General features: G+C 62.7%; 26 protein-coding genes and 4 tRNA genes. 10 read left to right on the top strand and 20 right to left on the bottom strand.

Annotated features, from left to right (window positions below; all coding sequences use genetic code 11):
• Position 1: 1 nt before the first annotated feature.
• The 8 genes from secD to J1M87_RS05255 all read right to left on the bottom strand — a co-directional run bounded on the left by secD (position 2) and on the right by J1M87_RS05255 (position 7,197).
• Positions 2-1,792, bottom strand: a complete 1,791-nt coding sequence (gene secD / locus J1M87_RS05290; protein WP_206488426.1) for a protein translocase subunit SecD — start codon at positions 1,790-1,792, stop codon at positions 2-4.
• 161 nt (positions 1,793-1,953) lie between these two features.
• Positions 1,954-2,352, bottom strand: coding sequence for a preprotein translocase subunit YajC (yajC, locus tag J1M87_RS05285; RefSeq protein ID WP_206488424.1), 399 nt, complete (start codon positions 2,350-2,352; stop codon positions 1,954-1,956).
• Positions 2,353-2,489: 137 nt separating this feature from the next.
• Positions 2,490-3,518 (bottom strand): Holliday junction branch migration DNA helicase RuvB, encoded by a 1,029-nt coding sequence (gene ruvB, locus J1M87_RS05280; protein ID WP_206488782.1) that lies wholly within the window; start codon positions 3,516-3,518, stop codon positions 2,490-2,492.
• A 54-nt stretch (positions 3,519-3,572) separates the two neighbouring features.
• Complete coding sequence (gene ruvA / locus J1M87_RS05275; protein WP_206488422.1) at positions 3,573-4,178, bottom strand: Holliday junction branch migration protein RuvA; 606 nt, start codon at positions 4,176-4,178, stop codon at positions 3,573-3,575.
• A complete protein-coding gene (gene ruvC, locus J1M87_RS05270; RefSeq protein WP_206488419.1) occupies positions 4,175-4,792 on the bottom strand; it encodes a crossover junction endodeoxyribonuclease RuvC in 618 nt (205 codons plus the stop codon). The genes ruvA and ruvC overlap by 4 nt, the downstream gene beginning before the upstream one ends.
• Before the next feature lie 109 nt (positions 4,793-4,901).
• Positions 4,902-5,660, bottom strand: a complete 759-nt coding sequence (locus tag J1M87_RS05265) for a YebC/PmpR family DNA-binding transcriptional regulator (RefSeq protein ID WP_206488417.1) — start codon at positions 5,658-5,660, stop codon at positions 4,902-4,904.
• An 86-nt stretch (positions 5,661-5,746) separates the two neighbouring features.
• Positions 5,747-6,349 (bottom strand): pyridoxal 5'-phosphate synthase glutaminase subunit PdxT, encoded by a 603-nt coding sequence (pdxT, locus tag J1M87_RS05260; protein WP_206488415.1) that lies wholly within the window; start codon positions 6,347-6,349, stop codon positions 5,747-5,749.
• Positions 6,346-7,197, bottom strand: a complete 852-nt coding sequence (locus J1M87_RS05255) for an acyl-CoA thioesterase II (protein WP_206488413.1) — start codon at positions 7,195-7,197, stop codon at positions 6,346-6,348. Before J1M87_RS05255 ends, pdxT begins: the two co-directional genes overlap by 4 nt.
• Positions 7,198-7,262: 65 nt before the next feature.
• On the opposite strand from J1M87_RS05255, the gene J1M87_RS05250 reads away from it, so the two are divergent.
• Positions 7,263-7,886: a hypothetical protein gene (locus J1M87_RS05250; protein WP_307830734.1), complete on the top strand. Its 624-nt coding sequence runs from the start codon at positions 7,263-7,265 to the stop codon at positions 7,884-7,886.
• A gap of 10 nt (positions 7,887-7,896) precedes the next feature.
• Here J1M87_RS05250 and pdxS read toward each other — a convergent pair whose 3' ends face one another.
• The 8 genes from pdxS to J1M87_RS05210 form a co-directional block, all read right to left on the bottom strand.
• Complete coding sequence (pdxS, locus tag J1M87_RS05245; protein ID WP_206488411.1) at positions 7,897-8,838, bottom strand: pyridoxal 5'-phosphate synthase lyase subunit PdxS; 942 nt, start codon at positions 8,836-8,838, stop codon at positions 7,897-7,899.
• A gap of 185 nt (positions 8,839-9,023) precedes the next feature.
• Positions 9,024-10,049 (bottom strand): NUDIX domain-containing protein, encoded by a 1,026-nt coding sequence (locus J1M87_RS05240; RefSeq protein ID WP_206488408.1) that lies wholly within the window; start codon positions 10,047-10,049, stop codon positions 9,024-9,026.
• Entirely contained in the window at positions 10,049-11,173 is a 1,125-nt protein-coding gene (locus J1M87_RS05235) for a glycosyltransferase family 4 protein (protein WP_206488406.1), read from the bottom strand. Before J1M87_RS05235 ends, J1M87_RS05240 begins: the two co-directional genes overlap by 1 nt.
• Complete coding sequence (locus J1M87_RS05230) at positions 11,170-12,075, bottom strand: phosphatidylinositol mannoside acyltransferase (RefSeq protein ID WP_206488404.1); 906 nt, start codon at positions 12,073-12,075, stop codon at positions 11,170-11,172. Before J1M87_RS05230 ends, J1M87_RS05235 begins: the two co-directional genes overlap by 4 nt.
• Positions 12,072-12,755 carry a phosphatidylinositol phosphate synthase gene (gene pgsA / locus J1M87_RS05225; RefSeq protein ID WP_206488402.1) on the bottom strand — a complete coding sequence of 228 codons (684 nt, stop codon included), beginning with the start codon at positions 12,753-12,755 and terminating at the stop codon, positions 12,072-12,074. The genes J1M87_RS05230 and pgsA overlap by 4 nt, the downstream gene beginning before the upstream one ends.
• Positions 12,756-12,780: 25 nt before the next feature.
• Entirely contained in the window at positions 12,781-13,323 is a 543-nt protein-coding gene (locus tag J1M87_RS05220) for an HIT domain-containing protein (RefSeq protein ID WP_206488400.1), read from the bottom strand.
• Between the two features lies 1 nt (position 13,324).
• On the bottom strand, positions 13,325-15,379 hold the full coding sequence (gene thrS, locus J1M87_RS05215) for a threonine--tRNA ligase (protein ID WP_206488780.1): 2,055 nt from the start codon (positions 15,377-15,379) through the stop codon (positions 13,325-13,327).
• Positions 15,380-15,480: 101 nt separating this feature from the next.
• On the bottom strand, positions 15,481-15,882 hold the full coding sequence (locus tag J1M87_RS05210) for a TIGR02611 family protein (RefSeq protein WP_374222360.1): 402 nt from the start codon (positions 15,880-15,882) through the stop codon (positions 15,481-15,483).
• A gap of 652 nt (positions 15,883-16,534) precedes the next feature.
• On the opposite strand from J1M87_RS05210, the gene J1M87_RS05205 reads away from it, so the two are divergent.
• From J1M87_RS05205 to J1M87_RS05195, 3 genes are read left to right on the top strand one after another with little or no spacing between them, the layout of a single operon-like run.
• A complete protein-coding gene (locus tag J1M87_RS05205; protein ID WP_206488396.1) occupies positions 16,535-17,422 on the top strand; it encodes a sce7726 family protein in 888 nt (295 codons plus the stop codon).
• 7 nt (positions 17,423-17,429) lie between these two features.
• Positions 17,430-18,380, top strand: a complete 951-nt coding sequence (locus J1M87_RS05200) for a sce7725 family protein (RefSeq protein ID WP_206488394.1) — start codon at positions 17,430-17,432, stop codon at positions 18,378-18,380.
• The gene (locus tag J1M87_RS05195; RefSeq protein ID WP_206488393.1) at positions 18,373-19,434 is read left to right on the top strand and encodes an RES family NAD+ phosphorylase; all 1,062 of its coding nucleotides are present in this window, start codon (positions 18,373-18,375) and stop codon (positions 19,432-19,434) included. Before J1M87_RS05200 ends, J1M87_RS05195 begins: the two co-directional genes overlap by 8 nt.
• Positions 19,435-19,485: 51 nt before the next feature.
• On the opposite strand, the gene J1M87_RS05190 is transcribed toward J1M87_RS05195, so the two are convergent.
• Both J1M87_RS05190 and J1M87_RS05185 read right to left on the bottom strand, forming a co-directional pair.
• A complete protein-coding gene (locus J1M87_RS05190; protein WP_206488392.1) occupies positions 19,486-20,994 on the bottom strand; it encodes a DUF6119 family protein in 1,509 nt (502 codons plus the stop codon).
• A 573-nt stretch (positions 20,995-21,567) separates the two neighbouring features.
• The gene (locus J1M87_RS05185; RefSeq protein WP_206488391.1) at positions 21,568-22,134 is read right to left on the bottom strand and encodes a hypothetical protein; all 567 of its coding nucleotides are present in this window, start codon (positions 22,132-22,134) and stop codon (positions 21,568-21,570) included.
• A gap of 107 nt (positions 22,135-22,241) precedes the next feature.
• On the opposite strand from J1M87_RS05185, the gene J1M87_RS05180 reads away from it, so the two are divergent.
• The gene (locus J1M87_RS05180) at positions 22,242-22,454 is read left to right on the top strand and encodes a hypothetical protein (protein WP_206488390.1); all 213 of its coding nucleotides are present in this window, start codon (positions 22,242-22,244) and stop codon (positions 22,452-22,454) included.
• Between the two features lie 11 nt (positions 22,455-22,465).
• Here the strand turns inward: J1M87_RS05180 and J1M87_RS05175 are convergent, their stop codons facing one another.
• Both J1M87_RS05175 and J1M87_RS05170 read right to left on the bottom strand, forming a co-directional pair.
• Positions 22,466-23,161 carry a hypothetical protein gene (locus tag J1M87_RS05175; RefSeq protein WP_206488389.1) on the bottom strand — a complete coding sequence of 232 codons (696 nt, stop codon included), beginning with the start codon at positions 23,159-23,161 and terminating at the stop codon, positions 22,466-22,468.
• A 146-nt stretch (positions 23,162-23,307) separates the two neighbouring features.
• Positions 23,308-23,379: transfer RNA gene (locus J1M87_RS05170), tRNA-Val, on the bottom strand.
• A gap of 242 nt (positions 23,380-23,621) precedes the next feature.
• Here J1M87_RS05170 and J1M87_RS05165 point away from each other — a divergent pair.
• The 5 genes from J1M87_RS05165 to J1M87_RS05145 all read left to right on the top strand — a co-directional run bounded on the left by J1M87_RS05165 (position 23,622) and on the right by J1M87_RS05145 (position 24,840).
• Positions 23,622-23,693: transfer RNA gene (locus J1M87_RS05165), tRNA-Gly, on the top strand.
• A 17-nt stretch (positions 23,694-23,710) separates the two neighbouring features.
• Positions 23,711-23,781, top strand: a tRNA-Cys gene (locus J1M87_RS05160).
• 37 nt (positions 23,782-23,818) lie between these two features.
• Positions 23,819-23,893: transfer RNA gene (locus J1M87_RS05155), tRNA-Val, on the top strand.
• A 372-nt stretch (positions 23,894-24,265) separates the two neighbouring features.
• Positions 24,266-24,472, top strand: coding sequence for an excisionase family DNA-binding protein (locus tag J1M87_RS05150; protein ID WP_206488388.1), 207 nt, complete (start codon positions 24,266-24,268; stop codon positions 24,470-24,472).
• Entirely contained in the window at positions 24,469-24,840 is a 372-nt protein-coding gene (locus tag J1M87_RS05145) for a hypothetical protein (protein ID WP_206488387.1), read from the top strand. The genes J1M87_RS05150 and J1M87_RS05145 overlap by 4 nt, the downstream gene beginning before the upstream one ends.
• Positions 24,841-24,885: the final 45 nt, after the last annotated feature.

Below are 24,885 nucleotides of genomic sequence, written 5' to 3'. Positions count from 1 at the left end.
GTCATGCCTCCTTCGACGGCGTGGTGCCGGTCTTGACGGCGAGCGCCTTGTTGGCGGCGCGCTTGCGTTCGAGCGCGATCTGCTGGACGGCACCGAGACCGTTCACCGACGGCTTGGACCAGAACTTCGACTTCGACGCCATGAACACCAGCGGCCACGTCACCAGGACCACGACGACGATGTCGAGGATCGTCGTCAGTCCGAGGGTGAAGGCGAAGCCGCGGACCTGCCCTACGGCCAGCACGTACAGCACGGCTGCGGCGATGAAGCTGACGGCGTTGCCCGACAGGATCGTCTTTCGCGCCCGCGCCCAACCACGGGGTACCGCGGACCGGAAGCTGCGACCCTCACGGATCTCGTCCTTGATGCGTTCGAAGAACACCACGAACGAGTCGGCGGTCATACCGATACCGATGATCAATCCGGCGATGCCGGCGAGGTCGAGGGTGAAACTGATCCATCTGCCCAGCAGGATGATGATCCCGTAGACGACCAGACCTGCCAGCATCAACGACAGAGCGGTCAGCAAGCCGAGGGCGCGGTAGTAGAGCAGGCAGTAGACCAACACGAGCAGCAGTCCGATGGCTCCGGCGATCAGACCCGCTTCGAGCGAGGCCAATCCCAGCGTCGCCGACACGGTCTCGGCTTCGGAGGACACGAACGACAACGGCAGCGAGCCGTATTTCAGTGTGTTGGCCAACTCCGAGGCGGTCTGGGCGTTGAAGTTTCCGGTGATGGAGGTGGCGCTACCGGCGGGGGTCACGCCCTGAATCACCGGCGCGCTGATCACCTTCGAGTCCAGCACGAATGCGGCCTGCTTCTGCAGATTCGCGGCGGTGAACTGTGCCCAGGTGTTCGAAGCTTCCGAGTCGAAGGTCAGGCTGACCTGGAACTGGGCTTGCTGGCTGTCGAAACCTGAGGTCGCATCGGCAATCTGCTGCCCGTCGATGATCGTGGGGCCGAGCAGGTAGACGGCCGTCCCGTCGGTCGAGCAGGCAACGAGAGGAAGCGCCGGATCATCGTTGCCGGCGAGTGGGTCGGCTGCATTGCAGTCGAGGGACTGCATGGCCAGCTGCTGGATCTGCGGGTCCTCGCTCTGTCGCAGTGCCTTAGCGTCGGCGATCTCCTGCGCTGCGCGATCCGCGTCGGACAACGACGCATCGTTGGCCGGATCGCTGGCGGGTGTACCGGTGGCGGGTGCACCGGTTGCGGGTGCCTCGGTGGCCGGTGCATCGGTCGAGGGCGTCGGATCGACCGTCGACGGATCCTGGGCGGGGAACACTCGATTCTGGGGAGCATCCGCGGGAGCTGTGGGTGCCGCCGGATCGGTGGACGCGGCCGGAGCGGGCGGATCGGTGGAAGGGGACGGATCGGTGGACGTCTGGCCCGGGTTCGTCTCTTGGCCTGCCGAGGGAGCGACCGATCCCAGTACCGGTCGGATGAACAGTCGCGCGGTCTGGCCGAGGGTGCGCGCCTGGGAGCTGTCGTCACCGGGCACCGTGATGACGAGGTTGTCACCGTCGATGACCACCTCGGAGCCGGAGACACCGAGACCGTTGACGCGGGTCTCGATGATCTGCTGGGCCTGCCTCAGGCTGTCCTGCGTCGGCGCATTGCCATCGGGGGTTCGCGCGGTGAGGGTCACGCGCGTGCCGCCCTGAAGGTCGATTCCCAACTTCGGCGAGGGTTCTTTGTCTCCGGTGAAGAAGACCAGGGCGTACACCGCTGCGATCAACACCGCGAAAACGGCGAGATAGCGGGCGGGACGCACCGGTCCGCTGGAAGGTGCCACGGTGTGTGATTCTCCTCTGGGCGGTGGAAAGTATCGGTTCCTACAGGGCTCGCGTCGACTCGGATTGTCAGCGGCAAGCGGTGCGATTGTGCACCATCTGTGTCACCGCAGACGAAACCGCTGCCGGATTCTGTCCGACAGCGGTTCGAATCAACGGATGCTCACTCTTTTTCGAGCCGCTTCGACGTCTGTTCGACGGTCTCGTCGGGCCCGCCGACATCAGTCTTGTTCAGCGACGGTCCCGAACTGGCGTTGCTCTCGAGGTTCGCGGTGTCCGTCTCGAAGTCGGTGTCGTCGAACTCCGAGCCGTCGGGCAGTACCTCGCGCACGACTGCCCGCGACCAGGTGGTGATGATGCCGTCGGCGATCTCCAGGTCGATGGTGTCGTCCTCGACCAGGACGATGCGGGCGTAGAGACCGGCCGTGGTGACGATCTCGTCGCCGACCTTCAGCGACTCCTGCATTTCGGTGGTCTTGGCCAGCACCTTTTTCTGTCGACGCGCATTGAGAAACAGCGGTACCAGAAGGGCCACGATCAGCAGCGGAAACAGCAAATCCATCGGAAGGTCAGTCCTCGAAGTTCGGGTCGAAAGTCGTCATTGTCTCGTGCGCGATGTCGCCGGTGCGAGCCTCGCAGCTACCCAGTGTGCCATCACCGGGAACCGGCCCGGTCCGTTCGTGTCCTCTTATGCCCGATTCACTCGAATAATCCCTGCTGAATCTCCGCAGATCGGACAGAAATTCCCCCTACTGCGAGGTCCGCAGGCGGGGTCAATCCCAGGTGTTGCCATGCTGCCGCGGTCGCAACGCGTCCTCGCGGTGTACGCGCGACCATTCCCGCTCGGACCAGGAAGGGCTCGCAGACCTCCTCGACCGTCGATGCTTCCTCACCGACGGCCACGGCCAGCGTCGACACTCCGACCGGTCCCCCGCCGAAGCTGCGGATGAGCGCGCTCAGCACGGCGCGGTCCAGGCGGTCGAGTCCGAGTTTGTCGACGTCGTAGACCACCAGTGCGGCCTTGGCGATGCTCTGGGTGACGCTGCCGTCGCCTCGCACGTCCGCATAGTCACGAACTCGCCGAAGCAATCGGTTTGCGATACGGGGTGTGCCGCGTGAGCGCCCGGCGATCTCCGCGCACCCGTCCCGATCGATCGGCACGCCGAGAATGCCTGCCGATCGCATGAGAATGCGTTCGAGTTCGCTCGGCTCGTAGAAGTCCATGTGCGCCACGAAGCCGAAGCGATCGCGCAGCGGTCCGGTCAGCGCACCCGATCTCGTAGTGGCACCGACGAGCGTGAACGGTGCGACCTCGAGCGGTATCGATGTCGCTCCTGGCCCTTTGCCGACGATGACGTCGACTCGAAAATCCTCCATCGCCAGGTAGAGCATTTCCTCGGCCGGTCGGGCGATGCGATGGATCTCGTCGATGAACAGCACGTCGCCTTCGACGAGGTTGCTCAGCATTGCGGCCAGGTCGCCCGCGCGCTCGAGCGCCGGACCGGACGTGAGCCGCAGCGAGGTTCCGAGTTCGGCTGCGATGATCATCGCCATGCTGGTCTTCCCGAGCCCCGGCGGCCCGGACATCAGGATGTGATCGGGAGTACCGCCGCGCATCTTGGCACCGGACAGTACGAGCTGAAGCTGCTCACGCACTCGGGGTTGCCCGATGAAGTCGGTGAGATTCTTCGGACGCAGACTCGTCTCGACATCCAGATCGTCGGACATCGCGTCCGCACCCACCTGCGAGTCGGCGAACTGGTCGTCCTCGGTCACGTCGACCTACCTGGACTTTCCGAGGTACGCGAGCGCCGATCTCAATGCCGTCGAGGTGGTGGCCTCGGGTTGCTGGGCCAACACCGCATCGGTGGCTTCCTCGGCCTGCTTGGCCGGGAATCCGAGCCCGATCAACGCCTCGACGATCTGATCACGCATGGAGTTACCGGCCCCGGAACCGGGCACGACCGAGCTGCCGGTGCGGCCGACGACTGCGTCGACCTTGTCGCGAAGTTCGACGACCATCCGCTCTGCGCCGCGCTTCCCGATACCGGGCACTCTGGTCAACGCCCCGATATCGCTGTCGGCCAGAGCCGTTCGCAGGGCATCGGGCTCGTGTACGGCGAGAGTGGCCATCGCGATTCGTGGACCGACGCCGGACACGGTCAGGAGCAGCTCGAACAGCTCGCGGGACTCCGTGTCCGGAAAGCCGTAGAGCGTCTGAGAGTCCTCGCGGACGATCATCGTGGTCAGCAGGGTCGATTCACTTCCCCGGTGCAGGGTGGCCAGTGTTGCGGGCGTGGCGCTGATTCGATACCCGACACCTGCAGCCTCGAGCACGGCGTGGTCGAGCGCGATGTCGATCACCGCGCCCCTGATCGATGCGATCATCGCGCGCCCGCCCCTTTCTTCGCCAACTTCTCGACCTTGCGTGTGACGGCCGCGCGGGCCTTGCGCTCCTCGGCCAGACGCGCGTCGTACTTCCGTTTCTGTTCTGCTGCCATCGCTTCCGCCTTCGCCATCCGCGCAATCATCGGAGCTCGCCAGCAATGACAGATTCCGAGGGCGAGAGCGTCGGCTGCATCCGCGGGGGTGGGAGCCGTCTGCAGACCGAGAATGCGCATGACCATGGCCGTGACCTGAGCCTTGTCGGCCGATCCGTTGCCGGTCACCGCAGCTTTGACCTCACTGGGGGTGTGAAAACAGACGTCGATGCCGCGCCGGGCTGCGGCCAACGCGATGACACCACCGGCCTGAGCGGTACCCATCGCCGTACGCACGTTGTGTTGCGCGAACACTCGCTCGATTGCCACCACCGACGGTGTGTGCGTATCGAGCCAGTACTCCGCGGCCTCGGAGATCCGCAGCAGCCGCTGCGCCAAATCCATATCCGCGGGAGTGCGCACCACGTCGACGTCGAGCGCAACCACCGTTCGGCCCACCCCGCCCTCGATCAAACTGAGCCCACACCTGGTGAGACCGGGGTCGACACCCATCACCCGCACGCCACCACACCTTCCGCTTACGAACTGTTGTTCGATAGCGTAGCGGAGCGTACCGACGGATCAGGGCTACGACACCCGTCCGATGGTGCCTCGATGACATCGGGGCCGGTCAGTCCTCTTCGTTCAACTCGGCCATGACCTCATCGGACAAGTCGACGTTGGACCACACGTTCTGCACATCGTCACTGTCCTCGAGCGCGTCGATGAGCTTGAAGACCTTGCGCGCACCCTCCGCGTCCACAGGAACGTTGACCGAGGCCTGGAAGCTCGCCTCGGCAGAGTCGTAGTCGATACCGGCTTCCTGCAACGCGGACCGCACCGCGACGAGGTCGGTCGGCTCACTGACGACCTCGAAGGTGTCACCGTTGTCGTTGACTTCCTCGGCACCGGCCTCGAGAACGGCCATCAGCACGTCGTCCTCGCTCTGACCGTTCTTTTCGAGGGTCACCACGCCCTTGCGCGAGAACAGGTACGACACCGAGCCGGGGTCGGCCATGTTTCCACCGTTGCGAGTCATCGCCACGCGCACCTCGCCTGCGGCACGGTTGCGGTTGTCGGTGAGGCACTCGATGAGGATGGCCACACCGTTGGGGCCGTAGCCCTCGTACATGATGGTCTGCCAGTCGGCACCGCCGGCTTCCTCGCCCGCTCCTCGCTTGCGCGCACGTTCGATGTTGTCGTTGGGAACCGACGTCTTCTTCGCCTTCTGAATGGCGTCGAAGAGAGTCGGGTTGCCCGTGGGGTCACCTCCACCCGTGCGAGCCGCCACCTCGATGTTCTTGATGAGTTTGGCGAAAGACTTGCCGCGCCGGGCGTCGATCACCGCCTTCTTGTGCTTGGTGGTGGCCCATTTTGAGTGGCCGCTCATGCGATAGCGCCCCTTCCTGCTCGAAATCAGTGTTGTCGACTTTACTCGCCCGGTAGGCGCTCGGGACCGACCTGGTCCGTCGGGTCCTAGCGGCGGCGCACCATGTCTACGAAGAGTCGGTGCACTCGATCGTCTCCGGTGACCTCGGGATGGAAGCTGGTGGCCAACACGTGGTTCTGCCGGACGGCCACCACCCGTCCGGCGGCCGGTCCGTGGGGCACGGCGGCCAGCACCTCGACGTGCTCGCCGACCCGCTCGACCCAGGGCGCCCGGATGAAGACTGCTCGCACCGGCCCACCCTCGATGTCGATGACGTCGAGATCGGTCTCGAACGAGTCGACCTGACGTCCGAAAGCATTGCGCCGCACAGTGATATCGAGGGAGTCGAGATGCCGCGCGTCGGGCCTGGTGTCGAGAATCTCGGACGCCAGCAGAATCATGCCCGCGCAGGATCCGTACGCGGGCATGCCCTCGACCAACCGGGCCCGCAACGGGTCGAGCAGGTCGAACACCCCGAGCAAGTTGCTCATGGTCGTGGATTCCCCACCGGGGATGATCAGCCCGTCGACCTGCGTGAGTTCGGCGGGACGCCGCACCGTGACGCCGTGCGCTCCGCTCGACTCGAGCGCCACCAGATGCTCGCGAACGTCGCCTTGCAGTGCCAGAACTCCGATGGTCGGAGCGCTCACTTCAGTCCGAAGGGATCGATGTTGGCGCTCTCGGGATTTCGCTCGAAACGCATGAGCCCCTCCTGCACCACCGCGGCAACCATACGGCCGGAGGTGTCGAAGATCCGCCCCTGTGTCAGGGCCCGCCCGAAATCGGCCGATGGCGACGTCTGGTCGTAGAGCAACCATTCGTCCGCCCGAAACGGCCGAAGGAACCACAGCGCGTGATCGAGCGAGGCGGTCTGTGTCACGGCCTCCGGGTGGGGAACCTTGGCCGATCCCAACAGCGTCATATCGCTCATGTACGCCAATGCACACACGTGGAATACCTGATCGTCGGGCAGCGTGTCTCGATAACGGAACCAAACACGTTGCTGCGCTGCGAAACTGGGATGCTTGACGGTCTGGTCGCCGGGGACGAGCCGGATGTCCCACTCGGACCACTCCTTGTAGTACGAGTGGTCGTACTCGGCGAGGGTGGTGGGATCGGGCAGACTCTCGGGTTGCACGACGTCGGGCATCACGTCCTGATGTGAAATACCGTCGTCGTCCCCGTGGAACGAGGCGGACATCGTGAATATTGCTTTGCCGTCCTGGATTCCGGTCACGCGGCGCGTGCAGAAGGACCGTCCGTCGCGGATCCGATCGACCATGAAGACGGCCGGTTCGTTGGGGTTGCCGGGCCGCAGGAAGTAGCCGTGCAGAGAATGCACGCGAAACTCGGGGGCCACCGTGCGCACCGCTGCAACGAGCGCCTGGCCCGCGACCTGGCCGCCGAACGTCCGGGGTAGACGACTCGGGAAGGTCCGTCCCCGATAGATGTCGTTCTCGATCCGCTCCAATTCGAGAATGTCCTCGATGCTGGCCATGGCTTGTGCCCACCTTTCCTGAGGGGCCCAGGCTAACAATGGACCGACCAGGCAAGATGGTCGGTGTGGGTCAACCGGTGCCGATCTTTCCCGATCTCCTCGTCGAGTCGATCGTCGACTCCTGCCCGGCCGGTGCCCGAACGATCGTCCTGGTCGATGGTGCCGATGCCGCACGGCCGGTCGAGTTCGCCACGCGCACAGCCGAACACGCTCGCTCGAACGGGCGTCCGGCGGCGGTGGTCGACCTGCACGACTACGTCCGGCCTGCGTCGATTCGATTCGAGTACTCACGCACCGACGAATTGAGCTATCGCACACTGTGGTTCGACTACGACGCCGTGGCCAGGGAGGTCATCGCTCCGATGCGACCCGGTGGCCGAGGTCACTTTCTCCCCCGTCTGTGGAACGAGTCGACCGATCGTTCCGCCCGCGCACGCAGCGTGGACGCCGCACCGAATCAGATCGTCCTGATCGCCGGACCGATGCTGCTCGGACGGGGCCTGGACGTCGACGTGTCGGTGCAGCTGCGCCTGTCCGAAGGCGCGTTGCGTCGACGAACAGACCCGGCCGACCAGTGGACCTGCGCCCCACTGGTCGAGTACTACGACAGCCTCGACCCCTCGGCCGGGCGGACGGACTTCGTGATCCGATGGGACCATCCGGACCGCCCGGCACTCGAACGCCGCTAGCGGGTTGGAGTCACCAGCCGCGCTCGGCGAGCCGGTGCCCGACGGGGAGGTCGTCGACGTTGATGCCGACCATTGCCTCGCCGAGGCCACGCGAGACCTTCGCCAGCACATCCGGGTCGTCGAAGAACGTGGTCGCCTTGACGATCGCCTCGGCGCGTTCCTTGGGGTTGCCGGACTTGAAGATTCCCGATCCGACGAAGACTCCCTCGGCACCGAGTTGCATCATCATCGCCGCGTCGGCCGGAGTGGCGATTCCACCGGCGGTGAACAGTGTGACGGGCAGCTTGCCTGCGCGGGCTATCTCGACGACGAGGTCGTACGGGGCCTGCAGTTCTTTCGCAGCCACGTACAGCTCGTCCTCGGGAAGCGAGGTGAGTCGGCGGATCTCGTCGCGAATCTTGCGCATGTGCGTCGTCGCGTTGGAGACGTCACCGGTTCCGGCCTCGCCTTTGGAGCGAATCATGGCTGCGCCCTCGGTGATTCGGCGAAGGGCCTCACCGAGGTTGGTGGCACCGCAGACGAAAGGAACGGTGAAGTTCCACTTGTCGATGTGATTGGCGTAGTCGGCCGGAGTGAGAACCTCGGACTCGTCGATGTAGTCGACGCCCAGGCTCTGCAGGATCTGCGCTTCGACGAAATGTCCGATGCGCGCCTTCGCCATCACCGGGATGCTGACCGAGGAGATGATGCTGTCGATCATGTCGGGATCGCTCATCCGCGACACTCCACCCTGGGCGCGAATGTCGGCGGGAACGCGCTCGAGGGCCATCACTGCCACCGCTCCGGCGTCCTCGGCGATCTTGGCCTGGTCTGCGGTGACCACATCCATGATGACGCCACCCTTGAGCATCTCGGCCATTCCTCGCTTGACCCGCGCGGTGCCGACTCCGTTCTCGCTCGCCCCGCCTTCGGCCGATGCGGCGGGCGTGGTGGATGCGTGTGGGGTACTCAAGCGAAACTCCTGTGTTCTTCGACGCTGTCGCAGCGCTCCGGGCTGATTGGCGCGAGTGCGCACCGCCGTTCCCACGAATGCTCGAGGGCTGCGGCGCGAAGTCGCGCCCAGAACACTAGGCTTCCGCTGCGCCGATTCCCATAACCACTTGACGATTGCTGGCCTGCTCGACGAGGTCCAGATTGTCAGCGGATCGCGCGCACGTCCGGATCTCCGCGGCGGGCGAGCGCCACGTTGACCTCGTCGAGCAACTCGGCGAGATCCTGCGGATAGACATTCTCGCCGACTGCACCGAAACCACGGATGTCCGATTCCATGCACCACCGGTGCCCCGTCACGATCCGACGCTCCAAGTCGGTGAATCCGGCGCTGTGCGGCTCGAACTCCTGAGTTCGGTACGCAAAGAACAATTCCTCCGATCTGATCAGAGTTCCGTTGAAAGGGAAGGTGGCGACCCGGCGCCACAGCGGACCTCGCAGATCGGCCGCAGCAACGTCCAGACCAGTTTCCTCGCGGACCTCTCGGACGGCGGCATCGCGCAGCGACTCGCCCTTCTCCACGGCTCCACCGATCGTGAACCAGAAGAACGTGTCGGGAGCCGTCGGGTCGTGCCCGCGCAACAGCAGCACCCGGCCCCGCTCGTCCAGCAGCACCACCCGCGCCGAGGTCCGCGGCGTTGCCCGATTCTCGGCACCGAAGGTCGCAGCGGCAGAACGCTCGGCAATCTCGAAGTACGACGGCAGGGCGGCCGTGCCGCCGAGATGCAGCCACCGAACCGGAAGTCGTTCACGGAGCGCCAGGGTGTCGCGAACGGCATCGTTGTGGAACCGTCGCGCGATCAGCACCCGAGCCTCGGCATCGGCCAGTTCGGCGACCAACTGCGGAGGCAGATCGTTCGGTTCCACGACGGCCAAGGACATCGACACGGCGTTCTCTGCATCCTCCCGCTGCGACCGATCGGCGCGCTCGGCTCGATCCGCCAATGCGGCGAGTTCCCTGCTCGACGGTGCCGAGTCTCGCGTGGCAGCGGACACGGCCCGGGCGACGACGGCACGGCGGGCGAGCGCAGCGTCCAGCGCCTGCCAGGCAAGATCGGTCCGTACGTGCAAGCGATCGAGCCGGTTGGCGGTTCCGTAGGCCCAGAGACCGACCACGAGTATCAGGACTGCGATCAGTCCGAGTACCAGGATGGTGAGAGCGGAAAGAGTCATCAGGTCGCCGCTCGAACTTTCTGGCCTCCGATGGTGACGGTGTCGTACACCCGGAGAATCTGCTCGGCGACCACCGGCCAGTCGTAGGCGGAGACAGCCGCCGACGCAGCGTCGATCAGTGGACCTCTGACAGCGTCGTCGGACAGAATCGAGCTCACTGCCGCCGCGAGGGCGGCGGCATCGTCGATCGGAACCAGCAGTCCGCAGGTGCCGTCGCGCAGGACTCGACGGAAAGCGTCCAGTTCGCTTGCCACCACCGGCGTTCCGGCGGCCATGGCTTCGACGAGCACGATACCGAAGCTCTCACCACCGAGGTTGGGCGCACAATAGACATCGACGCTGCGCATTGCCGAGGCTTTCGTGGCGTCGTCCACCTGACCGAGGAACCTCAGGTGTGACGCCAGCTCCCCCGCCTCTTTCCGGAGCTTGTCCTCGTCGCCGCGACCGACGATGAGAATCTCGATGTCGGGATGCGATCGGACCAGTGTGGGTAGGGCGGCGAGCAGGACGGCCATTCCCTTCCGCGGTTCATCGAATCGGCCGAGAAAAAGCACTGTACGACCGGGACGCGGGTAGCCTTCGAGCAGCGCGGCGTCGGCGAACGCCGGCACATCGACACCGTTGGGAATCTCGACCGCGTCGGAGCCGAGGGCCTCGACCTGCCAGCGTCGGGCGAGTTCCGAGACGGCGATCCGTCCGCTGATCTTCTCGTGGTAGGGCCTGAGAACGCCTTGAAAGGTGCTGAGCACCAATGACTTCGTGGTGGAGGTGTGGAAGGTCGCCACGATCGGACCGTCCGCCGCTTTGAGCGCAAGCATCGACAGACTCGGCGCGTTCGGTTCGTGAATGTGCAAGACGTCGAAATCGTTGTCCGAGATCCACTTTCGGATTCGGGAGTAGGTCACCGGCCCGAATCGCAGACGAGCGACCGATCCGTTGTACGGGATGGCGAGTGCCTCGCCTGCCGAGACCACGAACTCCGGCAGTTCGACGTCGTCCGATGCCGGTGCGAGGACGCTCACGCGGTGTCCACGTTCGATGAACACCTCGGCCAACTGCTGAACGTGGGCCTGTACGCCGCCGGGCACGTCGAACGAGTAGGGGCAGACCATGCCGATCTTCACGTGCCCTCGATTCGGGCTCGCCGTTCGGCCGACCAGTCGCTCATCCACAGCGGCTGAAGCATGTGCCAGTCCGCCGGGTGTGCCCGGATTCCGGCAGCGAAGTGATCGGCCAACGTCTGGGTGGCGGGCCCCACGCCTGCCGAGACATCCACTGCGGGCGAGATGTCGAAACCCCAGCCGTCGCCGTCGAAGTAGCCGTGCACCGGCAGCAACGTCGCGCCGGTGTCGATCGCAAGCTTCGCGGCACCGGCGGGCATCCGGGTCGGTTCACCGAAGAACGTGACGGGCACCCCGTGCTTGGCGAGGTCTCGCTCGCCGAGCAGGCAGACCACCTTGTTCTGGCGCAGTCTTTCCGACAGTGCGAGAAGGGGCGGTTGTTCACCACCGCTGAGCGGGAAGATCTCGAAGCCCAGGCTCTCCCGATAGGCGACGAATCGCTGGTACAGAGATTCGGGCTTCAGGCGCTCGGCAACGGTCGAGAGCCCACCGTGAGTGCGCACCAGCCACATTCCGGCCATGTCCCAGTTGCCGCTGTGCGGCAGCGCCAGCACCACCCCTTTGCCGGCCGCGAGTGCACTCTCCAGATGTTCCTTGCCGTTCACGCACCGATCGACGACTGCTGCCTGCGCGGCCAGATCCATCGACGGTAGCCGGAACGCCTCGCGCCAGTAGCGGGCGTACGAGCGGACACTGTCTCGAATCAACTCGTCGGGAACCTGACCGGGAGTCGTGGCGAGTACGCGAGCAAGATTGCGCCGCAACTGATCCGGGCCGCCATGTCGACCCGACGCGAAGTCGGCACCTCGGTCGAAGAGTTCGCGAGCCACACTCTCGGGCAGTGACCGCACCAGTCGCCACCCGGCTGCGTATCCGAGGTCGCTGGCCCTCTCGGAGAGGTTCACGACGGTGCCACATCTCCGTCGTCGGAGGCCGTGGCCGACGACGGCGCGATGATGTCGCGTGCGCCCGCGGATCCGCGGACTGCCAGTACCCGTTGGAAGACCGTCACGATGCTCAGCGCAGCGAGCACCCACATCGCGGGGTAGATGAGGCTGTCCAGCCACGGAATGCCGAAGTGTCGGCCCACGCCGGTGAATCCGGCTCCGACGAGCACGATGACGAGGCGGTCCGGGCGTTCGATCCAACCGCCATCGGCCGAGAGACCACTGGCCTCTGCGCGCGCCTTGGCGTAGGAGATCACCTGCGAGGTGACCAGGCAGATCAGGGTGGCGACCAGCAGCAGCTTGTTCTGCTCGGAATACACCGCCCACCAGGCCAGGCCACCGAAGATTGCGCCATCGGCCACGCGATCGCATGTCGCGTCGAGAACGGCACCGTACTTGGTGCCGCCACCCCGCGCCCGTGCCATCGCACCGTCGAGCATGTCGAAGAGCACGAACAGGGTGATGACGATCGAACCCCACCACAGGTAGCCGGCGGGGAACATCGTCACTGCCGCGGTGACGGTGACGACGGTGCCGATGATCGTCACCGAGTCCGGGGTCAGTCCGGTGCTGTTGAGAGCGCGGCCGAGCGGTGCCGTCACCTTCGAAACCGGCGCACGGCCGAAAATGCTCAGCACGGCGAGTGCTCCTCTCGCGGGTGTTTCATTCGTTCCAGGCCGACGCGAGCAGGGCCCGTGTGTCGCGAAGCAACTGTGGCATGACCTTCGCGCCACCGATCACGGTGATGAAGTTCGCGTCGCCGCCCCACCGCGGCACGATGTGCTGGTGTAGGTGCTCGGCCAACGAGCCGCCGGCTGCCGCACCGAGGTTGAGCCCCACGTTGAAGCCGTGCGGGCTGGACACCCGCTTGATGACCCGGATCATCTGCTGCGTGAACGCCATCAACTCGGCGCTCTCGGCAGGGGTGAGGTCTTCGAGTGCCGCTACCCGGCGGTACGGCACGATCATCGCGTGGCCGGGGTTGTACGGGTACAGGTTGAGCACCGCGTAGACCGATTCGCCCCGTGCGACGACCAGACCGTCCTCGTCGCTCATCTTGGGAATGTCGGAGAACGGCTCACTCGACTTCGTCGAGGTCTGCGGGGCCTCGGCGATGTAGGACATCCGGTGCGGTGTCCACAATCGTTGCAGCCGATCGGGCTCACCCGCACCGGTGGCGACGATCGATTCGTCATGATCGGGCATGTCAGCTCACTCCACTGGTCTGCACGAGGTCGGCGGTCGGTGACGCGTTGTTGCGCTGCGAGATCCAGTCGGTGATCGTGGCGACTGCCTGTGCAACCGGAACACCGTTGACCTGTGTGCCGTCCCGGAAGCGGAAGCTCACCGCTCCCGCTTCGACATCACGCTCACCGGCGAGAAGCATGAAGGGGATCTTCTGTGCGGTCTGATTGAAGATCTTCTTCTGCATCCGGTCGTCACTGGCGTCCACCTCTGCGCGCACGCCGCGCTTCTTCAATTCGTTCACCACCGCGAACAGGTGATCCTGGTGCACCTCGGCCACCGGAATACCGACGACCTGCACCGGCGCGAGCCACGCCGGGAACGCACCTGCGTAGTGCTCGGTGAGTACGCCGAAGAAGCGCTCGATGGACCCGAACAGTGCTCGGTGAATCATCACCGGGCGTTCCTTGGTGCCACCCGACGCGGTGTATTCGAGCTCGAACCGTTCGGGGAGGTTGAAATCGAGCTGAATGGTCGACATCTGCCAGGTGCGCCCGAGTGCATCTTTTGCCTGCACCGAGATCTTCGGTCCGTAGAACGCGGCACCGCCCGGATCGGGCACGAGATCGAGCCCCGAGGCAGCCGCAACCTCCGCCAGGGTGTTGGTCGCCTCTTCCCAGACCTCGTCGCTACCGACCGACTTCTCCGGGTTGCGAGTGGAGAGTTCGAGGTAGAAATCGTCCAGGCCGTAGTCCTTGAGCAGGCCGAGAACGAATTGCAGGGTGCTGGTGAGCTCGCCGCGCATCTGCTCGCGGGTGCAGAAGATGTGCGCGTCGTCCTGGGTCATGCCTCGCACCCTGGTCAGACCGTGGATGACACCGGACTTCTCGTAGCGGTAGACCGACCCGAACTCGAACAGTCGCAACGGCAGTTCACGGTACGAGCGGCCGCGGGAACGGAAGATCAGATTGTGCATCGGGCAGTTCATCGGCTTGAGGTAGTAGTCCTGGCCGGGCTTGCGTACCTCGCCGTTCTCGTCGAGTTCGGCGTCCAGGTGCATCGCCGGGAACATGCCGTCCCTGTACCAGTCGAGGTGACCCGATACCTCGTAGAGGTGCCCCTTGGTGATGTGCGGGGTGTTGACGAACTCGTACCCCTCCTCGATGTGCCGCTGGCGTGAGTAGTTCTCCAGCTCGTTGCGAATCACACCGCCCTTGGGGTGGAACACCGGCAGGCCGGATCCCAGTTCATCGGGGAAACTGAACAGGTCGAGCTCGGACCCGAGCTTGCGATGATCGCGACGCTCGGCCTCGGCCAGCAGTTCGAGATAGGCATCGAGTGCCTCGGCGGACTCCCACGCAGTTCCGTAGATGCGCTGCAGGCCCGCGTTGTCCTGATTACCGCGCCAGTACGCGGCCGAACTACGGGTGAGCTTGAACGCGGGCACGTACTTCGTGGTGGGGATGTGCGGACCACGGCACAGATCTCCCCAGATGCGCTCGCCGGTCCGGGGATTGAGGTTGTCGTATGCGGTCAGCTCTCCCCCACCGACCTCCATGATCTCCGGATCGTCGATGCCGGACTTGTCGTCGATCAGTTCGAGCTTGTACGGCTCGTTCGCAAGTTCCTCGCGTGCCTGCTCGACGGATTCGTAGACCCGGCGCGAAAAGCGCTGGCCGGCTTTGACGATCTGCTTCATTTTCTTCTCGAGGGCGGTCAGATCCTCGGGCGTGAACGGCTGCTCGACGTCGAAGTCGTAATAGAAGCCGTCCTTGATGAACGGTCCGATACCCAGCTTGGCGGCGGGAAAGAGCTCTTGGACGGCCTGCGCCAACACGTGTGCGGCCGAATGCCTGATGACGCTGCGCCCGTCCTCCGTGTTCGCCGGAACCGGCTCGACCTCGACGTCGACCTCCGGTGCCCACGAGAGATCACGGAGCCTGCCGTCGGCATCTCGCACGACGACGATGGCCTCCGGTCCCTTGTTGGGCAATCCGGTCTCGCGGAGCGCCGTACCTGCCGTCGTTCCTGCCGGCACCATGATGCGGGCGGGTGGAACGGTGACGACAGCGGGCATGCTCACAGCGATATACTCCTCGATCGGTTCTTCTGGCCAGGAAGGCCTCCGACAGCCTATCGGCAACAGCCCACTGATCGACCTTCAGCGCGGCGCGTCCGTCAGATCGGACTGGCGAGCCAACCCCAGTCGATGCCGAACCAGCCTCCGACCAGTGCGAACGTGCCGAGCAACCACAGCGTCAGGACCACGACCACGGTGGTGAACAGCACACCGATTCCTTTGATCACGAACGACTGCGTGGAGAACCAGTCCATGAACTCGTCGTACCGCTTGCGAACGAATCGCAGGGCGCTCTTGGCCCACGCGAATTCCGAGGCCAGAATTCCGAGGCCGGCGAACACGATCAGCCAGCCCGGCCCCGGGTAGGGAATGGCCACCACACCCAGCGCCAGCACCAGCGTTCCGACCACGCCGACCGTGATTCGGTAGCCGAGATCGAGGGACTTGTTCTCGGCAATGCGCGCTCGAAACCGACGGTGCTTCACCTTCGCCTTGTGCACCGGAGTCTGCTCGACGGTCTCGGGCTTCGATCGTTCGCTGCTCACCGACCAAGGTTACCGACCTCGAACACGAGAAGGCCCGCACCGACGGGCGGTGCGGGCCTTCTTTTCTGTGGTCCCGGCTGGGATCGAACCGAACACCCAACGTCGCCTGAAACGGCTCACTTCGGCGTGGGAGCAGGCGGAACGGGTCATCGCGAGCGAGCAGCCACCGGCACCTGAGCCCGTGCCGGGGGGGTGGTGTCGAACCCAACGAGACGGTCTCGAACACCGACCGCTGACCGATAGCGAAGTGGACGCTATCCGAACCGCCCGAGCCAGCGGTGAGAGCGTCCTGTCGATCGCCAAGCGGTTCAACGTGCACCGAGCGACGGTGAGGGATCGCACCAAAGACTTACTGGCCTGACCCAGCTTGGGCCGCCCACTGCTCAACTCAACGTCGCGACCGATTTTGTTCGGGTGGTGCGTCTCGCTCAGGTGCGTACACCCAGTGACGAGCGACATCGGAAACTCGACACCGCTAAGGTGCGACCCGCCGCTTACCGTCCGAGCCTACCCATAGCGCGCCTCAGACTGGCACCAAGCTCCGCGCGGTAGTCTTAGACAGATGGCGGATGTGCGCTCAGCACCGATCACGTGATGGGAGAAGACGGTGAATCGCGATAAGAATGAACTCTCCGCGCTCACTCGCATATTCTCAGCAACCGTTTTTCGGGAGTTTGGACGACGGGCACGATCCCCGCTCTTCTCGCGACTCATCGAGCAATCCAGCATCGCAACACGGGCCGCTCCGAAAGCGACTGTTGGAAACGTCTTCGATCAAGCGTTTGATGTTTTGAAAGAGTGCGGTGTTCGTGACGAGTACATCTACAGATCCGCTATCACCCAAAAGATCGTCCTCGGGCGCCACTCGCTAAACACTGCCACTATTCTCAGCGAGGCACGGGCTGGTCAGTGTAAGGCAGATGTCGTGGTTTTGAACGGAACGTCGACCGCTTACGAGATCAAGTCAGAGCGCGACTCACTGAACCGGCTGCGCAACCAACTCAACAACTACCGACAGGTATTTGCCGCAGTCAACGTTGTTGTCAGCCCTGTCCACCTCAAGGAAGTTCTATCCAGCACTCCCGCCGATATCGGCGTACTTGTTCTATCGCGACGTTTCACGTTGCAGACAGAGCGAGAAGCGCAGAATCGCCCTGATCAGACATCACCGCTGATGATCTTGGAGACTCTCCGTGCTTCTGAAGCTGTTTCGGTCCTGCGGTCGCTTGGGATTGAGGCACCAGCGGTGCCAAACACTCAACTGCGTGGCGAGCTGCGCAGGCTTTTCGTTGATCTAGATCCGACACTCTTGCATCGTCAGATGGTTACCACGCTGAAGCAAAGTCGCTCGCAATCCACGATGTCCGAGTTCGTCCGCTCGGTCCCCAAGTCTCTCAGGGCTGCCGCACTTTCAACAAACGTAACGGATGCAGATCGGCCTCGAATAAAAGAAGCAGTCGATACGCCTCTGGACGTAGCCCTCGCGTGGAAATGAGTGATGCATGTACTACCCCTACTTTCGTGGCAAGCAGTTTGAGTTAATTGCCATCCGCGAGTCGGCTTCACTTATCGCCTCTGCGAGCTTCGTTCCGATTATTGAACCAGTGCGTGAGTCGCTGGGCGGACTCGAACGGACGCTCCGGTCGCTCACCGACGCAGGAGCACAGGCAATAGTAGTCGTGAATCCGCGACATGGAGATCACAGAGGCAATGGCGACAGCATTTCGACCCTTCTGGAACGAGATTATCGAGGGATCGACGCGGTGTCGGCAGGAATTTTGCTTAGGAACGACACGAGTTCCGATGAGGCCGCCACGCTGCTTTCTGCGCACGCCGAACAGAACACCGCAGTTGTCCATGCCGGGTTCACCGAAGCGCGGACTGTAGCCGGGTCTCTTGACAGCAGGATGAGCAACGTCCGCAATGTATTCATTGAGGATCAAACAAACATGCTGTATCGAAGGCACTTCATTGGCAGCACGCGAATCCTCATCCGCGACGGATTCGAACGCAAGAGAAATGCCGACTACCATGAGGTCGATAACTTTTCTGACCTCCACATCACCTACCGCGACATGGGCATGGACGGCTATGGCGACTTCCTCACCGTCGGAGACAACTACAGCGAAGGTGGAGGACCTGCTTATGCGGTCGCAATCCACCTCACGTACATCGACCCAAATCACGACCAAGCGATGTTCATCTACCACTTCGTCTCAGATACGAACGACACCCCCACAGACCCAGCTGGGAAATTCGCGCAAGCCCTGGCAAAGCTAATCTGGCGGTTGGACAAGGGAGACTCGAAACTAGTTGAAACTAGTGCGATCAGGGAGTTCCGCGACCTACACACCAGGGGCCATTTCCCGGGCCTGGGCTACGTGAAAAAGCTGTCGATAAAGCACCACTTGGAAACACTTGCCAACTATCACAACCTCGAGGCCAATGCCTGAAAAGTACTGCTGCTCCGAGTGCTTTGGCGATCCGGGCCTGAGAAACAGCATCATTCCGAGCCTTTCCACCGGTATCGCGCCGGACGATGCGCGGGCGTGTGACTACTGCCGCACTACATCCGTGAAACTGGTCGAGCCCTCTCAACTACGCCAGTTTTTTGAAATGCTCATCGACGTCTACACGGTCGACAACGAAGGACGTCCACTGGTGGACTGGCTTCGCGACGATTGGCGGCTGTTCGGACACCCCGTGATGGACGACGCGCACGCAAAGGAACTTCTCGCGGACGTTCTTGACAACGGAGAAATTGTCCGCATGGCGTTCAGGCCTTCCGACCACTACGAGAACGAGAGTCTCAGACGCTGGGATGACCTCCGTGACGAGATGATGCATCGGAACCGCTGGTTCCTAGATGAACCCATCGATCTCGAACGCCTCAGGCAGCTACTTGATCTGCTTATCGCCCCGGCAGAAGATCTGCCCGAGACGTGGTTCCGCGCACGACTGCTCTCCGACGAAGAGCCGTACCCCATCGAGAAGATGGGCGCGCCCCCGCACCACCGCGCAGGGCATGGGCGCGCAAATCCAGCCGGAATCCGATATCTCTACCTGGGATCAGAACCCGAAACTGCGGTGGCGGAGATTCGACCCCACACCGGAGAACAGGCCTGCGTGGCAAAATTCGCCGTCCCCGCTATTCGTGCTGTCGACCTTCGCGATCCGCGAGCGCAAGTATCTCCATTCATCCTGTCTGATGCCGAAGAGATCAGCCAGCTTCGCGCTGACCTCCCTCTGCTGGAGCGCTTAGGAGAAGAGCTTACTAAACCAGTCCTTCCAAGCGGAGCAGCTTTTGAGTACATACCAAGCCAATATTTGTGCGAGTTTATCAAGAAGAGTGGGTTCGACGGCGTTCTTTATCGTAGTTCGGTTAGTGATGGGATGAACTTCGCACTTTTTAGACCTGATACCGCGGTCGGAGTAGACGTGTCGATTCTGAATGTAGACCGAGTTAGTGTTCACATCACGCAGTCAGGTGTCTCTAGCGCACCTTAGACATCGTAAAGCGGGCAACAGTGCGGCGAAGGCTATTTGCGCACAACGGCCTCAATCAGGTGAATCATACTCCCCGTGCATTTTTCGACTTAGCTTGATTACCGGCATGAACCCGACGTTCTCGCATTGCCGCGCCCAGGCTTCCACTTTCTGCTTTAGGATGATGGATCCGGAGTCAGCTAGCGAGTCCGGACGTCGCTTAGCACGGTAGCCGAACCACAAGCAATACCGCCTAAAAGGCGGTATCGGGTAGAGATTTGCGCCGTTGTGAATCAACTCAAGGACACTGCTCGCTTGATCAACAACATAATTGAGCTTCTGAGGCGTACCAAACTTGACCGCGTATACCGTCTCGTCCCGTTGCAGATCCCATGCCTCGGAAGGCGCCTTACCGGATGTCTTGAGAATATCGAAGTCTTTATCCGCAACCTCGTAGCCGTGGTGAGAGAGGGAGCCATTGAACTCGCCTTCAGTCAATTTGGTCTCTACCAGATCCGGCTCAGTCTCTTCCACTGCGATTCTGCGTATCGCGGCGTCTAGCGCTTCCAGGTAGTCCTCATTAAACTTGAGCCACTTGCCCCCGCGGAGAACGACTCGATCCTCATCGCAGATAAAATCTACGGCTTCTTTGATCGACTGAGTGAAGTCGGGATCGTTCTCGCGGCGATGAGTAACCTTCAGTGAAAGCACTCGGCTGCGGGGTATGTCTTTCTCCGCGATATACTCCTTGACTTCTTTCATCGTCAGTCGGTCAACGTCCCACGCCTTGAAGTGCCCGCATTTTATTGAGAACGAACCCGAACTGCTGAAAACAAAGTCAACCCCGAAAAGATCGAAGGTGTCCGTCGCAATGTCTGAAGTGCCTACGGGAGACATGAGTTCGTCGATGAGTTTCTCATCGTAACGCGTGATCTCTTCTTCGTCGGACAGAACTAATGTGCGTGGCAACTTGAATCTTGCTTTTACCTTGATTTCAGCTTCGATTGCGGAGAGTAGCGACCCGACTTCTTCCGGCGTAATGTCGGACTCAACTAAAGCAGATGTGCCAAATTTGGCCCTAGGACCAAACGTCTCGCTCTTCTCAGGGATGATCTTTCCTTGCAGAAATTCAACAGAGTTTCCTGGTGGCACGTTGAGGCGGGTTTGCTCAGCAAAGCTGCGGATATCTTTTCGCTGTTTTCCTTGGTACCGCCTTGCCGCGGTCTGACTGATATCCCGTTCATCCGCGATCCGTTTTCCCAGCTCGATACCGAAGTCGTAGTCGCAGTAAGGACGAACAAAGAAGTGACTCTTGCCGAACGTGATTGCATAACACGAATCTTCTTTTTCGAGCAACATTGCGCCGAAGTAGGATCGATTATAGTAGTTGCTGGCTCCGATGAAACTAGAGAAGTCTTGCACCCATGGGATATTTCCGGGCGGAGGGTGCGTGCAGAACAGGAAGTCGCCGCTCCATCCGTCTTGTTCTAATTCACTGGTTGACACAAGTTGCTTTTCGGCCAACTTTTTCTTGAGTGGACCCCATTGGTCGGAGGGAACTCTGAATATGTTGAGCTTCACCGTGTCCCCTTCTCCGACCTAGTCTTCGGTCATCGTAGACTGCGGTGATATCCGGTAGCAACGAGAAGTAGGGCGCTCTTGTTATCTCCCGAGGCCTCACGCGACGGCCCAGGTCGATGAGGTGGCCTCCATGTGAGGCCAGAGTCAGCGTTGGCAAGTTGCGATTGCCCCCGCTCCTGGGCGCGTTCGGCTGCCGCTCGGCGCACTTGAGCTTCTGCATGAAGTTGGCGAACGAAGTCAGCGGCTTCTTCGACCGGGCGTTTCTCGACGCGATTCAGGTCGCGACGCAGGTTGTCTACCCGATGCCGCCAGCGGTCCAGCTCGGCTTCGGCGCGTTCTTGCCCTGGGTAGTTGCCGATGGGGTCGCGAGTGAAGTAGCGACGCGAGACACCAGCGCGTTCAGCCCTCTGCCGATCACCGAGTTCACGCTTGGCGTGCGGGCGGCCTCGGCCTGTTGGTCAGCATCGATCACGAGCGATCGGCATTCGCATGCTGCCGAGCGACGGCACGTGCCCACGCTTCCACGTTCCCAGCGGTCTGCGCGAGACTGCCCCAGCGTTCCCACGTCGCCTGCTAGGCGGCTCGGTGATTCGTGGTCGCCTCGTTCAGGGTGCGGGCGGTGGTGCGCTTCTTGAGCCTGCCCGCTGCACGATGCGCGGTCTCGGCCTCCCGCAGCGTGGAGCGAGCGGTCAGGTAGTCGTCGCCGTCGGCGGTGGCCTGCTCGATCAGCGGCTGCGTGACCCCTGCAAGTGTCTGTTCGGCGTTCGTCTCGGCCGTGACCACGGAAGTCTCGTGCTCTTCTTGTTCAGCGCGGTGTGTTTCTCGATGTTCGGTGAACGCCTCGACTGCTTGCTGCCACTTGTCGACCTCCCTCTCGGCCTTGGTGATCGGCTTGCGCAGGTGCTCGCGTTCGGTGTTGAGAAGCTTGACCGGCCCGTCCTCGGTGAGGCCGGCGACGGCGGCATCGGCGGTTTGGGTGGCGGTGGCGAGGTCGCGGTCGGCGCGCTCGCGTTCCATCGCGGCGATGAACTGGCCGCGCGCCTGATCCGGGCTCTCGGCGACGATGTGGAGCCGGTTCTGACTCTGCCCGCGAATCATGCCGACGTAGACGGCAGCGCCGCTGAGTCCGGCGGAGAGCACGGCGTCTGCCTCTGTGACGGTGCACTCACCCCCCGCTCACGAGCATCCTCGCAAGCCTGCGGGACAACCCATCGGACTGCGATGACGTGATCCGATGCGATCAGGGTTTGCCGCGTGCGATCGAGAACCAGCTCGAAACCTGCTGGAACGCGATCACGAAGCTGGCGGGCGCGTTGTTCGTGGACGGACGTATGGATGATCGGACCGTCCGCGCCGCACTCGGGATGACCGGTGATCCGGCCTACGACCGGATGGTCGGCGCTGCGATTCGGTGCGGTGATGCACCGGGATCGTTTGCTGTGCACCTGCCCTACGCCTGATGCAAGTGTACCTACTGGCCGAGGTACTGCCGGGCTTTGCGCGGGTAGTAGCGCCACCATGGAAGTTCAGCCTCCGCGTTGGTCGCGTACGCAGACCCCTCGCGCTTCGCGATCTTTTTGAACTTCCGAATCGTCTTCCGGCTCGCGTCATCTTCGGGCTGTAGAGGATCATCTAGTCCATGCCGGGCGGTCAGACGGCGAGTCTCGCTCGACAGATAGTCCAGAGCTGAGACCAGCTGCTCGGAGTAGTAGTCGAATGGGTCTCCTGGGACCAGATCCTCGTCCAGCTGGTGGATTCCCTCATTAACGGCAAGCTTCCACGCTGCGCGATTCAGCTGATCGATGCGATGAAGGGCAGTGAGTATCTTGGCGCTCTGTGTGACCAAACGAACTCTCTCAGTGCCTCGGGAAACCTCCAGACGCGCCGCGTTGAACTCGGACAAGATCGGCGCATATGCGAGCTTGAATGCGGAACGACCTTCGGCGGTTCTGTAGTCCGACGCGTTGACCGTGTCAGCCAACCTGCTTGCGATCTGTGGCCACGTCCACCGACTGTTGAGCAGATCGACGACCGCCGCCCGTACGCGATCTTCTTGCCTCTCGTCGTACTCCTCACGGTGATTAGATCGTTGGACGCGCGCGGCGAACCCGGCACCGGACAGTGCCGCCGCTGCGCTCACCATTGCGGCGACTCCAGGCGTTCTCATCAACTCGACAAAAGTTTCGCCAGCGCCCACGGCACCCCCCTCCCTACACGGAAATACCCCCTCGATAGGAGGGGGTATTTGTACGTTATTTGCACGTCATGCGTTGCGTAGTCGGAGAAACTACCGCTGACCTGCGCCTATCTCTGTGGTCCCGGCTGGGATCGAACCAGCGACCTTCCGCGTGTGAAGCGGACGCTCTCCCACTGAGCCACGGGACCGAACGAGGCAAAACATTAACACGAGGTGTTGCGGCGAACCGAATCGCCTGCCCGTGCGCCGAGAACACAGCCGCCGAGCCTCGACAGTGTTCTCACGCCACTGATTTCACATCGTTCACAGGTGCCGATTGGGCTGATTCTGCAGCTGACCACGAGATTTGTGAGTTTCACTCCCGTTGGGTTAATGTTTTCCCCGCACCACGGAGACAGCAACTGCCCAGCAGTGATTGCTTCCGGGGTACGCGGATGTGGCGCAGTGGTAGCGCATCACCTTGCCAAGGTGAGGGTCGCGGGTTCGAATCCCGTCATCCGCTCGAGGGTCTCGACCCATGGTGGAGTGGCCGAGTGGTGAGGCAACGGCCTGCAAAGCCGTGCACACGGGTTCGATTCCCGTCTCCACCTCGCTAGTGCGTCGGTTGCAAGACCGGTGCGAGGACATGCGCGATTAGCTCAGCGGGAGAGCGCTTCCCTGACACGGAAGAGGTCACTGGTTCAATCCCAGTATCGCGCACCATAAGAAAGACCAGGTCAGGCCCCCTTTCGAGGGGGCCTGATTTTTTTGTTGACCCACCCGTGACCCAGAACGAGGCCACCGCGGGTCACAGCCGAAAGCTCCCGGCTCCCCAATCTCAGCCTTGGCGCGCCATGTCTTGACACATGAATGACATCGGTGTAACTCTTAAAGCGCATCACCAGTGAGCGCCCTGTGACCCCGGTGCAACGGGAACAGGGCGAACGGTGACGATAGTCCTGCGGCAACAGGACGTCATCGGAACAGCTCAGGGTGACAGCCCCAATGGCTGTCGAAATCGGAAGGCGCGATGTCGCCGCATGGCTCTCTACTGAGAGCGGCGGCGCACACTTTTCGACCCCTTGGAGCGCCACGATGCCCATCGCATCCGATCGTCGACAACGCCGGCTCACTCGAATCCCTGTTGCGGCCGAGTACCTCGACGTATCCGAACGAACCATCCAGCGATGGATCGCAGACGGGAAGATCACCGGTTACCGCGTAGGCGGCAAGCTCGTCCGTGTCGACTTAGACCAACTCGACCAACTGGTTCGCCCCATCCAGACCGGGCACATCGCATGACCAACGCGAACAAGCTCAAAGGCGACCGCGCCGAACGAGCCGTCCGCGACTACCTACGCGGCAATGGCTTCCCCGGCACCGAACGCACACGCGCCGGATACTTCCGAGACGCCGGCGACCTCCACGCCTGCCCCGGCATCACAGTCCAGGTGAAAGACCGGCACGCCTACGCCTGGCCCGAATGGTTCCGGGAGCTTGACGAGCAGAAAGACGAGGCCCGCGCAGATCACGCCGTACTTGTCGTGAAGCGCCGCGGGCTCGGGGACCCCTCCCAATGGCTGGCAGTGATGCCACTCGACGCGATGACTCAACTACTCCGCGAAGCCGGCTACGGCACCGCACCCGAGGCGGTCCGCGATGACACCTGAACATGACGAAGGGCTCCCCACCCACGGGAAGCCCTCCACAGATAG

Source organism: Rhodococcus sp. KRD162 (assembly GCF_017168335.1).
GTDB lineage: Bacteria > Actinomycetota > Actinomycetes > Mycobacteriales > Mycobacteriaceae > Rhodococcoides.
Note: the sequence above shows the minus strand (reverse complement) of the source record. Positions and strands in the feature narration are given on the sequence as shown.

Coding starts and splice junctions, on each gene's coding strand:
- yajC (WP_206488424.1), bottom strand. CDS start 2,352: ATGGATTTGCTGTTTCCGCTGCTGATCGTGGCCCTTCTGGTACCGCTG.
- ruvB (WP_206488782.1), bottom strand. CDS start 3,518: ATGTCCGACGATCTGGATGTCGAGACGAGTCTGCGTCCGAAGAATCTC.
- ruvA (WP_206488422.1), bottom strand. CDS start 4,178: ATGATCGCATCGATCAGGGGCGCGGTGATCGACATCGCGCTCGACCAC.
- J1M87_RS05265 (WP_206488417.1), bottom strand. CDS start 5,660: ATGAGCGGCCACTCAAAATGGGCCACCACCAAGCACAAGAAGGCGGTG.
- J1M87_RS05255 (WP_206488413.1), bottom strand. CDS start 7,197: ATGGCCAGCATCGAGGACATTCTCGAATTGGAGCGGATCGAGAACGAC.
- J1M87_RS05240 (WP_206488408.1), bottom strand. CDS start 10,049: ATGACTCTTTCCGCTCTCACCATCCTGGTACTCGGACTGATCGCAGTC.
- J1M87_RS05220 (WP_206488400.1), bottom strand. CDS start 13,323: ATGCCCGATCATGACGAATCGATCGTCGCCACCGGTGCGGGTGAGCCC.
- thrS (WP_206488780.1), bottom strand. CDS start 15,379: ATGCCCGCTGTCGTCACCGTTCCACCCGCCCGCATCATGGTGCCGGCA.
- J1M87_RS05200 (WP_206488394.1), top strand. CDS start 17,430: ATGTACTACCCCTACTTTCGTGGCAAGCAGTTTGAGTTAATTGCCATC.
- J1M87_RS05195 (WP_206488393.1), top strand. CDS start 18,373: ATGCCTGAAAAGTACTGCTGCTCCGAGTGCTTTGGCGATCCGGGCCTG.
- J1M87_RS05175 (WP_206488389.1), bottom strand. CDS start 23,161: ATGAGAACGCCTGGAGTCGCCGCAATGGTGAGCGCAGCGGCGGCACTG.
- J1M87_RS05150 (WP_206488388.1), top strand. CDS start 24,266: ATGCCCATCGCATCCGATCGTCGACAACGCCGGCTCACTCGAATCCCT.
- J1M87_RS05145 (WP_206488387.1), top strand. CDS start 24,469: ATGACCAACGCGAACAAGCTCAAAGGCGACCGCGCCGAACGAGCCGTC.